At 65.7% G+C, this 13181-nt stretch carries 12 protein-coding genes; 8 read left to right on the forward strand and 4 right to left on the reverse strand.

Features of this window, described 5'->3' with window-relative positions; genetic code table 11:
- From AC2VOG_RS06985 to AC2VOG_RS07000, 4 genes are all read right to left on the reverse strand, one after another.
- A partial coding sequence (locus AC2VOG_RS06985; RefSeq protein WP_486939189.1) for an ABC transporter substrate-binding protein occupies window positions 1-779 on the reverse strand: 779 nt, incomplete at its 3' end.
- A 64-nt stretch (window positions 780-843) separates the two neighbouring features.
- Entirely contained in the window at window positions 844-1743 is a 900-nt protein-coding gene (locus AC2VOG_RS06990) for an alpha/beta fold hydrolase (protein ID WP_486939190.1), read from the reverse strand.
- A gap of 92 nt (window positions 1744-1835) precedes the next feature.
- Window positions 1836-2933 (reverse strand): inositol-3-phosphate synthase, encoded by a 1098-nt coding sequence (locus AC2VOG_RS06995; protein WP_486939191.1) that lies wholly within the window; start codon window positions 2931-2933, stop codon window positions 1836-1838.
- A gap of 42 nt (window positions 2934-2975) precedes the next feature.
- The gene (locus AC2VOG_RS07000; protein WP_486939192.1) at window positions 2976-3518 is read right to left on the reverse strand and encodes a PadR family transcriptional regulator; all 543 of its coding nucleotides are present in this window, start codon (window positions 3516-3518) and stop codon (window positions 2976-2978) included.
- Window positions 3519-3760: 242 nt separating this feature from the next.
- Between AC2VOG_RS07000 and AC2VOG_RS07005 the strand changes: the two genes are divergently transcribed.
- The 8 genes from AC2VOG_RS07005 to rplI form a co-directional block, all read left to right on the forward strand.
- Entirely contained in the window at window positions 3761-4195 is a 435-nt protein-coding gene (locus AC2VOG_RS07005; RefSeq protein WP_486939193.1) for a DUF5318 family protein, read from the forward strand.
- Complete coding sequence (locus tag AC2VOG_RS07010) at window positions 4188-6587, forward strand: transglycosylase domain-containing protein (protein ID WP_486939194.1); 2400 nt, start codon at window positions 4188-4190, stop codon at window positions 6585-6587. Before AC2VOG_RS07005 ends, AC2VOG_RS07010 begins: the two co-directional genes overlap by 8 nt.
- Window positions 6584-8242, forward strand: coding sequence for a glycosyltransferase family 87 protein (locus AC2VOG_RS07015; protein ID WP_486939195.1), 1659 nt, complete (start codon window positions 6584-6586; stop codon window positions 8240-8242). The genes AC2VOG_RS07010 and AC2VOG_RS07015 overlap by 4 nt, the downstream gene beginning before the upstream one ends.
- Before the next feature lie 180 nt (window positions 8243-8422).
- The gene (locus AC2VOG_RS07020; protein WP_486939196.1) at window positions 8423-11362 is read left to right on the forward strand and encodes an MMPL/RND family transporter; all 2940 of its coding nucleotides are present in this window, start codon (window positions 8423-8425) and stop codon (window positions 11360-11362) included.
- A gap of 159 nt (window positions 11363-11521) precedes the next feature.
- Window positions 11522-11812, forward strand: a complete 291-nt coding sequence (gene rpsF, locus AC2VOG_RS07025; protein WP_424395859.1) for a 30S ribosomal protein S6 — start codon at window positions 11522-11524, stop codon at window positions 11810-11812.
- Between the two features lie 118 nt (window positions 11813-11930).
- Complete coding sequence (locus AC2VOG_RS07030) at window positions 11931-12455, forward strand: single-stranded DNA-binding protein (RefSeq protein WP_486939197.1); 525 nt, start codon at window positions 11931-11933, stop codon at window positions 12453-12455.
- Between the two features lie 33 nt (window positions 12456-12488).
- Window positions 12489-12743 (forward strand): 30S ribosomal protein S18, encoded by a 255-nt coding sequence (gene rpsR, locus AC2VOG_RS07035; RefSeq protein ID WP_486939198.1) that lies wholly within the window; start codon window positions 12489-12491, stop codon window positions 12741-12743.
- A 34-nt stretch (window positions 12744-12777) separates the two neighbouring features.
- Window positions 12778-13181: 50S ribosomal protein L9 (gene rplI, locus AC2VOG_RS07040; protein ID WP_486939199.1), on the forward strand; the 404-nt coding region annotated here is incomplete at its 3' end.

Below are 13181 nucleotides of genomic sequence, written 5' to 3' on the forward strand. Positions count from 1 at the left end.
GCGACGAAATTGCCCAACCCGAAGGTGTACGCGGCGACCGAGGCGGTGTCCCCTGGCCGCATCACGTTGGTCGCCTCCATCGCCGGCGCCACCCAGGCATCGATCTGGTGGGTCTTGACGCTGGTGTACACGGTGGTGAAGTCGGGGAATTTCACCGGCTCGATGTGCAGGGTGTCGACGACGTAGGCCTCTTCGACGGTGCCCTGGACCACGCCGATCCGCTGCCCGGCCGCGAGGTCGTCGAAGCTGCCCAACGGCGAGCCGGACGGCACGATCAGCGACAGATAACCGAAGTCATAGCCATTGGTGAAACCGACTGTGCGACGGCGCGCTTCGGTAGCCATGATCGACGCCGAGCCGACGTCGAAGCGTCGCGACGCGACCTGGGCGAGCAGGCTGGAGAACTCGGTGCCGGCGAAGACGACGCGCAGTCCCAGTTTCGCAGCGATCGCCCGCAGCAGCTCGTTGTCGTATCCGGAGTAGCGTCCGGCGCTGTCCAGGCAGCTGGTCGGCGGGCCGCCCGGCTGGGTGCCCACGATCAGCGTCCCGGGGGTGCGCAAACCGAGCTTGTTGATGTCGACCGCGCTGAGCGGCTCGACGTCGGCGGTGGTGAATTTGTCCTCGCGGGGCCGGTTGGCGGCTGCCAGCCTTCGCGGCAGCGCGATCGCGCCTTCCTCACCGACCGGCTTGCACAGGTTGTTGTCGGCGCTCGCAGGCGCGATCGGCGCCAGCGTGTAGGTCAGCAGCAGGGTGGCCAGCAGCGTAAGGAGCTTCGACACGTCAGCGCTCGCGGATCGGCCTGGCGGGGAAAGTCATGCCTCCAACGGTAGGCGCGTGTGCCTTCTAGTGCTCGAGCACGCCGCGCAGGATGTCGGTGAGCACCAGTGGCTGGTCGCTCTGCACGGAGTGCCCCGCGTTCTCGACGACCTGAACGCCACGGAACTGCTGGGCGCGCCGGGCCAGCTCGTCGGCGTCTTGCTCGGAGACGAACCCCGACGTGGCGCCACGCACCAGCCGGACCGGTGCCGGCAGTCCTGAGACGGTATCCCATAGACCGTCGAAATCGGGGACCTTGCGGATGGTGTCCCAGCGCCAGGTCCACTTACCGTTATCGAGCCGACGGGTGTTGTGAAAAACTCCGCGGCGCAACGCCTTCCGGTCCCGATGCGGCGCGGCGGCGGTGGTGATGTCGAGGATCGACTCGAAGCTGGGGAATTCGCGCTCGCCTTGCATCAGGGCGACGGTGCCCTGCTGCTCCTGGGTCATCTCGGCGACCCGCTTCATCGCCGACGGGGTGACGTCAACCAGTACCAGCTCGGGCACCAAGGACGGCGCGATGGCACCCAGGCCGATCGCGGTGAGCCCGCCCAGCGACATGCCGACCACCAGCTCGGAGTCGGGGGCAAGGTCGCGGATCACCGGCGCGACGGCCGCTGCGTTGTTCTGCGGCGAGTAGTCACCGTCCTCGCGCCACGCCGAATGCCCGTGGCCGGGCAGGTCGACGGCGAGCGCGGCCACGCCCAGACCGACGATCACGGTGTCCCAGGTGTGCGCGTTCTGCCCGCCACCGTGGAAGAAGACCACCCGCGGCGAATCCTCGCCCCACCGCAGCGCACTGATGCCGTCGATCTCGACCCGCCGCACCGGCGGCAGCGGGCCGCTGACCCCGGCCTGCTCGGCGTTCTCGGACAACAGCCCGAATTCGGACAGTTCCAGCAACTCCGCGTCGGAAATGTCGGTCATGACTCTCGACACTACGAGACCCGGCCGAACGTCGAGTTATTGGGCGATTCAGCCGTGACGCGGCCCGACAACTCGACGTTGGGAGGGGAACGTCAGCCCTCGATGATGAACTCTTCGAGCTGGGTTCGGGCGATGTCGTCGGCCATCTGCTTCGGGGGGCTCTTCATCAGGTAGGCCGACGCCGCGACAACCGGCCCACCGATGCCGCGGTCCTTGGCGATCTTGGCGGCGCGCACCGCGTCGATGATGACGCCGGCCGAGTTCGGCGAGTCCCACACCTCGAGCTTGTACTCCAGGTTCAGCGGCACGTCACCGAAGGCGCGGCCCTCGAGACGAACGTAGGCCCACTTGCGGTCGTCGAGCCACCCGACGTGATCGGACGGGCCGATGTGCACGTCTTTGGTCTTGAACTCGCGCTGCAGGTTCGACGTGACGGCCTGAGTCTTGGAGATCTTCTTGGACTCCAACCGCTCGCGCTCGAGCATGTTCAGGAAGTCCATGTTGCCGCCGACATTGAGCTGCATGGTGCGGTCGAGCTGCACGCCGCGGTCCTCGAACAGCTTCGCCATCACGCGGTGCGTGATCGTCGCGCCGACCTGGCTCTTGATGTCGTCGCCGACGATCGGCACGCCTGCATCGCTGAACTTCTTGGCCCACACCGGGTCGGAGGCGATGAACACCGGCAACGCGTTAACGAACGCCACGCCCGCGTCGATCGCGCACTGGGCGTAGAACTTGTCGGCTTGCTCCGAACCCACCGGCAGGTAGGACACCATGACGTCGACCCGGGCGTCCTTGAGTGCCTTCACCACGTCGACGGCCTCGGTGTCAGAAATCTCGATCGTCTCGGCGTAGTACTTGCCGATGCCGTCGAGGGTCGGGCCACGCTGCACCGTCACGTTGGTCGGCGGGACGTCGGCGATCTTGATGGTGTTGTTCTCCGACGCGAAGATCGCCTCGGACAAGTCGAAGCCGACCTTCTTGGCGTCCACGTCGAACGCGGCGACAAACTTCACGTCGCGGACGTGGTACTGGCCGAACTTGACGTGCATCAAGCCGGGTACGGCGCTGTTCTCGTCGGCGTCGTAGTAATACTGGACGCCCTGGACCAGTGAGGACGCGCAGTTGCCGACGCCAACGATGGCGACTCGTACCTCGGTGGACGCCTGCGGCGCGGTCTGCTCACTCATTGGGCGCTCTCCTTAACTCTCTTCGTGGGGGATTACTTGGCGCTAGGCCTGCTCAGCGCTGCTCTGCGCTAAACGTTCGGCTGCGATCAGCTCGTTGAGCCAGCTGACTTCACGCTCGCTGGATTCCAGCCCGAGCTGATGCAGCTGGCGGGTGTAGCGATCCAGCGAGTTGCTGGCCCGCGCAATTGCTTCACGCAAGCCTTCTCGTCGTTCTTCGACCTGGCGCCGACGGCCTTCCAGGATTCGCATCCGCGCCTCGGCCGGTGTGCGGTTGAAAAACGCCAGGTGCACACCGAACCCGTCATCGGTGTAGTTGTGTGGCCCGGTATCGGCCACCAGCTCGCTGAAACGCAGCCGGCCCGCATCGGTCATCTCGTACACCCGTCGGGCCCGACGCACCGGTGTTCCGGCCGGTGCGGCGTTCTCGGCGATCAATCCGTCGGTTTGCATCCGGCGCAGTGCGGGATAGAGGGAACCGTAGGAGAAGGCGCGGAATGCGCCGAGCAGACCGGTCAAGCGCTTGCGCAGCTCGTAGCCGTGCATGGGTGACTCGAGCAGAAGGCCCAGGATGGCTAGTTCCAGCACAGAGGCACCTCCTTTGCTCGGTCGAATGCGACGCTGCTATGTCGAGCAACAGTCTCGCGCAATAGTATCGGTCCGATATATTCGGCGCTACTTCGGGATTCCAACTGCCGTTTTCGCATCGTTCAACCGCCGGTCGCCAGTGGGCCAAACGGCGGAGCGTTCGGTGCGGTCAGCGGCTCCTAGAGCGAAAACGTGACCGACCTACCTCGGCGCACCGCCCACGCGGACGTACTCTGGTCATCGTGCGATTGCAGCGACAGGTGGTGGACTACGCGCTTCGGCGCCGGTCGCTGCTTGCCGAGGTCTACTCCGGCCGGACCGGCGTCACCGAAGTCTGCGACGCCAACCCCTACCTGCTGCGTGCGGCCAAGTTTCACGGCAAGGTCAGCTCCGTCATGTGCCCGATCTGCCGCAAGGAGCAGCTGACGCTGGTGTCGTGGGTGTTCGGCGACCACTTGGGCGCGGTCTCGGGTTCGGCGCGGACGGCCGAAGAATTGGTGCTGCTGGCCTCGCGGTTCGATGAGTTCTCCGTACATGTGGTGGAGGTATGCCGAACCTGCAGCTGGAATCACCTGGTCAAGTCTTATGTGCTCGGCGCGACGCCGGCGGCTCGTCCGCCGCGCAAGTCACGCAGCACCCGGACGGCGCGCGACGGCGCCCGCACGGCCAGTGAATAACGAAGGGCAGCAAGACCACTCAGCCGCTGACAACCCGAAAGGGTCAGGGGCCGATCGCGGGTCGACGCAGCCGAGGCAGGCCACTTCCGGGCCGCCAATACCGCCCGACGACCGGCTTACCACCATCCTCCCGCCGGTCAAGGACGATGCGCCGAGCCGCTTCAAGGATCCGATCGACGTGGTGAAGGCCGCCCTGGACGCCAAGTCACCGCCGCGCACGCCGCCCGGCTCCGCTGGTCCGTCGCCGACGGCAGCACCGCTTCGAGGTGGGGTGCAACGCCAAGGCTGGCAATGGCTGCGGCACCTCAACTGGAGGTGGGCCCGTCGCGGCGGCTACGTCAGCGCGGTCGTGCTCCTGCTGTTGCCGATCGTCACCTTCGCGATGGCCTACTTCATCGTCGACATTCCCAAGCCCGGTGACATCCGCACCAACCAGGTATCGACGATCCTGGCCAGCGACGGCTCAGAGTTGGCGAAAATCGTTCCACCCGAAGGCAATCGGGTTGACGTCAACATCGACCAGGTACCGGTGCACGTCCGTCAGGCGGTGATCGCGGCCGAGGACCGCAACTTCTACTCCAACCCGGGCTTCTCGTTCACCGGTTTCGCCCGCGCGTTCAAGAACAACATCTTCGGCGGCGACACCCAGGGCGGTTCGACGATCACCCAGCAGTACGTCAAGAACGCATTGGTCGGGTCGCAGCGTGCCGGGATCGGCGGCCTGATCCGAAAGGCCAAGGAACTCGTCATCGCGACCAAAATGTCGAGGGAATGGTCCAAAGACGAGGTGTTGCAGGCCTATCTGAACATCATCTACTTCGGCCGCGGCGCCTACGGCATCTCGGCAGCGTCGCGGGCCTACTTCGACAAACCCGTCGACCAGCTCACCGTCGCCGACGGCGCGCTGCTGGCCGCGTTGATCCAGCGACCGTCGACGCTGGACCCGGCGATCGACCCCGACGGTGCCCGAGAGCGCTGGAACTGGGTGCTCGACGGGATGGTCGACGACAACGCACTCTCACCGAAAGACCGCGCAGCCCAGGAGTTCCCGCCGACAGTACCGCCCGAGCGGGCTCGCGAGCAGAATCAGACCACCGGGCCCAACGGACTGATCCAGCGCCAGGTGACCCGAGAGTTGCTGGAGCTGTTCAACATCGACGAGCAGACGTTGAACACCCAGGGTCTGCAAATCACCACCACAATCGACCCGACGGCGCAGAAGGCCGCCGAGAATGCGGTGGCGAAATACCTGGCCGGGCAGAACGCCGACATGCGAGTCGCGGTTGTGTCGATCGATCCGCACAATGGCGCGGTGAAGGCCTATTACGGCGGCGCCGATGCGCACGGATTCGACTTCGCCCAGGCCGGATTGCAGACCGGGTCGTCGTTCAAGGTGTTCGCGTTGGTCGCCGCGCTCGAGCAGGGCATCGGTCTGGGCTACCAGGTCGACAGCTCGCCGCTGACGGTCAACGGTATCAAGATCACCAACGTCGAGGGCGAAGGCTGCGGGGTCTGCAACATCGCCGAGGCGCTGAAGCGGTCGCTGAACACCTCCTACTACCGGCTGATGCTGAAGTTGAAGAACGGCCCGCAGGACGTGGCTCAGGCCGCGCACCAGGCCGGCATCGCCGAAAGCTTCCCCGGCGTTTCGCACACGCTGTCCGAGGACGGCAAAGGCGGCCCGCCCAACAACGGAATTGTGCTGGGCCAGTATCAAACTCGTCCGATCGACATGGCTTCGGCGTACGCGACGCTGGCAGACTCCGGCGTCTACCATCGCCCGCACTTCGTGCAGAAGGTGGTCAACGCCGAGGGCAAGGTCTTGTTCGATGCGACCGACGCCGACAACTCCGGCGAACAGCGGATCCCCAAGGATGTCGCCGATAACGTCACCGCGGCGATGCAGCCGATCGCCGGGTGGTCGCGCGGCCACAACCTGGCCGGCGGGCGGGCGTCGGCGTCCAAAACCGGCACTACCCAGTTCGGTGACACCGACGCCGATAAGGACGCGTGGATGGTCGGTTACACCCCGTCGTTGTCGACGGCGGTGTGGGTTGGCACCGTGCGCGGCGACATTCCGCTGGTGACCAAGGGCGGTGCGGCGGTCTACGGCTCCGGTCTGCCGTCGGATATCTGGAAGGCGACGATGGACGGCGCCCTCAAAGGCACCAAAAACGAAGCGTTCCCCAAACCGACCGAGATCGGCGGTTCTGCCGGCGTTCCCGTCGCGCCACCGCCGCCACCGCCACCGCCGCAGATGACGGTCATCCAGCCGACGATTGAAATCGCGCCAGGCATCACGATTCCGATCGGCCCGCCGACAACGGTTCCGGTGGCGCCGGCTCCGCCGCCACCGGGAGCGCCCGAGCCGGGACCGCCGTCCCCACCGTGACCGTCGACGAGCGCACCAACATCTCACCGCGTCCGCTGGCCGAGGACCTGCGCTCCGCCGATGACCGGGATTGCCCGAGCCGCAACGACTTTCTGGGTGCAGCGTTAGCCGATGTCGTGGGCGGTCCGGTGGGACGGCATGCGATCATCGGCCGGACCCGGATCATGACGCCGCTGCGGGTGATGTTCCTGATCGCGCTGGTGTTCCTGGCGTTGGGCTGGTCGACCAAGGCGCCGTGCCTGCAGACCGTCGGCAGCGGGCCCGGCGACCAGCGCGTCGCGAACTGGCAGAACCAGCGGGCCTACTACGAGCTCTGCTATTCCGACACGGTGCCGCTGTACGGCGCAGAGTTGTTGAGCGAGGGCCGTTTTCCGTACAAGTCGAGCTGGATTGAAAAAGACGGTAGCGGGAAGCCGCAAACGCGTTACGACGGAGCGCCCGCGGTGCGCTATATGGAGTATCCGGTTCTCACCGGCGTCTACCAGTACGTGTCGATGTCGTTGGCCAAGACCTACACCGCGGTGAGCAGGATGATCCCGCTGCCGGTGATCGCGGAGGTGGTGGTGTTCTTCGACGTCTCCGCACTCGGCTTGGCGTTGGCCTGGCTGGCGACGCTGTGGGCGACCGCGGGCTTGGCCGGCCGACGGGTCTGGGACGCCGCACTGGTGGCGGCCTCGCCGTTGGTGATTTTTCAGATCTTCACCAATTTCGACGCGCTGGCAACGGGTTTGGCGCTCGGCGGTCTGCTGGCGTGGGCGCGCCGGCGGCCGGTGCTGGCCGGCGTGCTGATCGGTCTGGGCGGCGCGGCGAAGCTGTATCCACTGCTGCTGGTGGGCCCGTTGCTGGTGCTGGGCGTGCGGACCGGACGGTTCCGCGAGGTGGCTCGCACCGGGGCCGCGGCGGCCATCACGTGGCTAGTGGTGAACCTGCCGGTGCTGGTGCTCTTCCCGCGGGGCTGGTCGGAGTTCTTCCGGCTGAACGCCCGTCGCGGTGAGGACATGGACTCGCTGTACAGCGTCGTCAAGTCGTTCACCCGATGGCACGGCTTCGACACCGGACTGGGCTTCTGGCAGCCGCCGGACAACCTGAACATGGTCGTGCTGACGCTGTTCGTGGCGTGTTGCGCGGCGATCGGTTACGTCGCGCTGAGCGCGCCGCATCGGCCGCGGGTGGCGCAGTTGGCGTTCTTGGTGGTGGCGGCGTTCCTGTTGACCAACAAGGTGTGGAGCCCGCAATTTTCGCTGTGGCTGGTGCCGCTGGCGGTTCTGGCGCTGCCGCACCGGCGAATCCTGTTGGCGTGGATGACGATCGACGCGCTGGTGTGGGTGCCGCGGATGTATTACCTCTACAGCGTTCCCGACCGCGGGCTGCCCGAGCAGTGGTTCACCACGACGGTGTTGCTGCGCGACGCCGCGGTGCTGATCCTGTGCGCGCTGGTGCTCCGGCAGATTTATCGACCCGGAGACGACCTGGTCCGCTGGGGCGGACGCGTCGACGACCCGGCCGGCGGGGTGTTCGACCGTGTGCCCGACGCGCCCCCGGACTGGCTGCCCCCGCTGCTGCGTCCGGCCCGGCCTCGGCGACGGGCCGCATCGGACGTCGCGATGACGACAGCGACGGTGTCTGCGACCGCTTCGTCGGACGGTGCGGCTTGAACGAAGTCCATTATTAGACGACTGCGCAACCGGGGATGCAATCCGCGGCATTTCGGCTAAATTGTCCGGAATGTTAGATGTCCACTCGCGCACTGCGCCGGCGATGTCATCAGCGAGGTTGAAGGCCGGGGGGAATTCATCTACGCCCTATTGAGCGGGTTCGTCGTACGACGGCCTTGGGTGGTTATCGCTTGCTGGGTTGTGCTTGCGCTGGGGCTGCCCCTGACGGTGCCGTCGCTGGCGGAGATGGCCCAGCGCCACCCGGTCGCGATCCTGCCTGCTACCGCGCCGTCGGTCACCACGGCGAAGAGCATGAAGGCAGCATTTCGCGAACCCGGGTCGGAAAACGTGCTGATCGTGCTGCTCACTGCCGAGAAGGGACTGGGACCGGCCGACGAAGAGGTCTACCGCAAGCTGGTCAATGTACTGCACCGGGACAGTAGCGACGTCGTGACGGTCCAGGACTTCCTTTCGGTTCCGATGCTGCGTCAGATGCTTGGCAGCACCGACCGCAAGGCGTGGCTGCTGCCGGTCGGCCTTGCCGGCGAGCTGGGCACACCCGAGTCTTACCGCGCCTACACGCGGGTCGTTGAGATGGTCAAAGGAACCGTCAAGGGAACGACGGTGACCGCCGATTTCACCGGGCCCGCAGCGACCGTTGCCGACTTGACCGACGCCGGAGAGCGGGATCGCGCTGCGATCGAGCTGGCGATCGGCGTCTTGCTGGTGGTCATCCTGCTGATCATCTACCGCAATCCGATCACCATGTTGCTGCCGCTGATAGCGATCGGCGCATCCCTGCAAACCGCCCAGGCCGTCGTCGCCGGGGTGTCGCTGGTGACCGGAATGGCCGTGTCCAATCAGACGATCGTCCTGCTGAGCGCGCTGATGTCCGGCGCGGGAACGGATTACGTCGTTTTCCTCGTCAGCCGCTACCACGACTACATGCGGCAGCTGCCCGGTACCGCTGAGGACTGCCAACGTGCCGTACGGCTGTCGCTGGCATCCATCGGCAAGGTGATAGGGGCATCGGCGGCGACGGTCGGTGTCACCCTCCTGGGGATGGGCTTCGCCAAACTCGGCCTGTTCTCCACGGTTGGCCCAGCGTTGGCCATCGGGGTCGCCGTGGCGTTCCTCGCCGCGGTGACCCTGTTGCCGGCGATCCTGGTGCTGGCCGGTCCGCGCGGATGGATAGCGCCGGGCCGGGAACGCACCGCTGTGTTCTGGCGGCGGGTCGGGGTGCGAATAGTGCGGCGCCCGAAAGCGTATCTGGCCGCCAGCATGGTGATCCTGATCCTGTTAGCCGGCTCTGCGAGCCTGGTTCGCTTCAATTACGACGATCGCAAACAATTGCCCGCTTCCGACGCGAGCTCCATGGGGTACGCCGCGCTGGAACGCCATTTCCCGGTGAACCAGACGATCCCGGAGTACCTCTTCGTTCAATCGTCGCAAGACCTGCGCGCACCGCGCGCGCTCGCCGATTTGGAGCAGATGGCACAACGCGTGAGCCAGGTCCCGGGCATCGCGATGGTGCGTGGCGTCACCCGGCCTATGGGTGAATCGCTCGAACAGGCCAGGGCCACATATCAGGCGAAGCTCGTCGGCGATCAGCTCGGCGATGCCTCCAACTTGATCGACGAGCACACCGGTGAACTCAACCGACTGGTCTCGGGCGCCGATCTGTTGGCCGGCAGTCTCGGCGACGTGCGCACCAGAGTCAGCCAGTCAGTCGACAGTGTGCGCGGCCTCGTCGACGCCCTGGTCTACCTGCAAGATCAATTCGGCGGCAACAGAACGTTCGCCGAAATGGACAAAGCCGCCAGGCTCGTCACAGGCATCCGGGCCCTGGGGGATTCGCTGCAGATGGACTTCGCGCAAATCGGGATCAGTGCTGACTGGATCGACCCGGTCGTCGCGGCCCTCGACACCAGCCCGTTATGTGATTCCAACCCCACGTGTAGTGCCGCGCGCGGCCAGTTCCACAGGCTTCAAGTCGCACGTGACGACGGGACCCTCGACAACGTCGCGACGCTCGCCGGCCAGTTGCAGTCGACGCAGTCGTTGCAGACGATTTCGGCCACAGCGAGCGGCCTCAACAGAGCGCTGCAGTCTGTCACTTCGTCGCTGCGCGCACTGGGATTAGACACTCCGCGCAACGCACAGACCAGCATCGTGACCATGCAGAACGGGTTCAACGACCTCGCCGGCGCCAGCCGTCAACTGGCCGACGGCGTACAACTGCTGGTCGACCAGACCAAGCGGCTGGGTGCAGGGCTCAGCACGGCGTCGGCGTTTCTGATGGCAATGGGGCGGGATGCGGCACAACCTTCGATGGCCGGGTTCAATGTTCCGCCACAAGTGCTCGACGCAGACGATTTCAAGAAGCTCCTGCAGGCGTTCATCTCTCCCGACGGACATTCGGTGCGGTATTTCATCCAGACCAACCTGAATCCGTTCAGCGCCAACGCAATGGATCAGGTCAACACGATCCTGCACACCGCCGACGGCGCGAAGCCCAATACGACCCTTGCCGATGCTTCGATCTCGATGGCGGGCTACCCCGTCACGCTCCGGGATACCCGCGACTACTACGACCGGGACATCCACCTGATCATCGTCATCACGATCAGCGTCGTGTTCTTGATCCTCGCAGTGTTACTCCGCGCGATCGTCGCTCCGCTCTATCTGGTGGGCTCGGTGCTCATCTCGTACCTGTCGGCGGTCGGGATGGGTGTGTTGGTGTTCCAGGTCTTGCTAGGCCGGGAATTGCATTGGAGCGTCCCCGGATTGGCATTCGTCGTGTTGGTCGCCGTAGGCGCCGACTACAACATGCTGATCGCCTCACGGTTGCGCGACGAATCGCCGCGGGGCATCCGTCGCGGTGTGATCCGGACCGTGAGTTCGACCGGGGGTGTCATAACGGCGGCGGGCCTGATTTTCGCCGCGGCGATGTATGGCTTGCTGTTCGCCAGCATCGGGGCTGTCGTGCAGGGCGGCTTCGTGATCGGCACGGGGATCCTGATCGACACGTTCGTCGTACGTACGATCACGGTGCCCGCTATCGCCACTCTGTTCGGACAGGCCAGCTGGTGGCCTAAACGGCCGCACCTCCAGCTTTGATGCCGAGCGACCACATCGGGTGAGCCCGCGGCGCCGAGCAGGATTTCGCAAGCCCGGCCGCTGTCCGGTAGCCTACGACGGTTGCCGACGCAGGCGACCCTCCTGCCACGGAGAAATGAGCCGTGGCCGCACACGACCATAGGAGGTGATGAGGTTCCCATGCGTCCATACGAAATCATGGTCATCCTCGACCCCACCCTCGACGAGCGCACCGTTGCGCCGTCACTGGAGACCTTCCTCAATGTTGTCCGTAAAGACGGCGGCACGGTGGACAAGGTCGACATCTGGGGTCGACGCCGGCTGGCGTACGAGATCGCCAAGCATGCCGAAGGCATCTACGCGGTCATCGACCTGAAAGCCGCCCCCGCGACGGTGTCCGAGCTCGACCGTCAGCTCAGCCTCAACGAGTCGGTGCTGCGCACCAAGGTCATGCGCACCGACAAGCACTAGTCGGCCAACCGGCCTGTTGGCGAATGCCCCCGGCACGTCCGAGCCGTTGCGTAGGCTCAGCGTGACTGACGACTATTCGCCGATTCTGTGCGGACCCATACGGACCTAGGAGGTCTCAGTGGCTGGTGACACTGTCATCACGGTGATCGGAAACCTGACTGCCGACCCCGAACTGCGTTTCACGCCGTCGGGCGCGGCCGTCGCGAACTTCACGGTGGCGTCGACCCCGCGCATGTTCGACCGCCAGACCAACGAGTGGAAGGACGGCGAAGCGCTGTTTCTCCGCTGCAACATCTGGCGGGAGGCTGCCGAGAATGTAGCCGAGAGCCTCACCCGCGGTTCACGCGTGATCGTGAGCGGACGGCTCAAGCAGCGTTCGTTCGAGACCCGGGAGGGCGAGAAGCGCACCGTCGTCGAGCTCGAGGTCGACGAGATCGGCCCGTCGCTGCGATACGCCACCGCCAAGGTCAACAAAGCCAGCCGCAGCGGCGGCGGGGGTGGATTCGGGGGCGGCGGCGGATCCCGCAGCCAGGCACCCCAGGGCGGCGGCTCGGCCGGTAGCCCGGCTGGCGGCGAGGATCCGTGGGGCAGCGCCCCGGCGTCGGGTTCGTTCGGCGGCGGCGACGACGAGCCTCCCTTCTGACAACCCTTAACGACTGAACGAAAGAGACAGACAATGGCGAAGTCCACCAAGCGGCGTCCCGCGCCGGAAAAGCCGGTCAAAGTACGCAAGTGCGTGTTCTGCTCCAAAAAGGGGCAGGACATCGACTACAAGGACACCCAGTTGCTGCGGACCTACATCAGCGAGCGCGGCAAGATCCGTGCCCGCCGGGTGACCGGTAACTGTGTCCAGCATCAGCGCGACGTTGCCATCGCGGTCAAGAACGCCCGCGAGGTCGCGTTGCTGCCCTTCACCTCGTCGACGCGGTAAGCGCGCGGACACGCAGAACGGAATCAACGAAACCATGAAGCTCATTTTGACCGCCGATGTGGACCACCTGGGTTCGGTCGGCGAGACCGTCGAGGTCAAGGACGGCTACGGCCGCAACTTCCTGTTACCACGCGGCCTGGCGATCGTCGCCTCGCGCGGCGCGCAGAAGCAGGCCGACGACATCCGTCGTGCCCGTGACACCAAGCAGGTCCGCGACCTTCAGCACGCCAACGAGATCAAGGCCGCCATCGAGGGGCTGGGTCCGGTGTCGCTGCCGGTGAAGGCCGCCGGCGACTCGGGCAAGCTGTTCGGTTCGGTCACCACGACCGCTGTCGTCGCGGCCATTCGCAAGGCCGGCGGCCCGAACCTGGACAAGCGCGTGGTGCGGTTGCCCAAGAGTCACATCAAGGCCGTTGGCAGCCACCCGATCACGTTGCA

It is taken from the genome of Mycobacterium sp. TH-M11, from assembly GCF_057473725.1.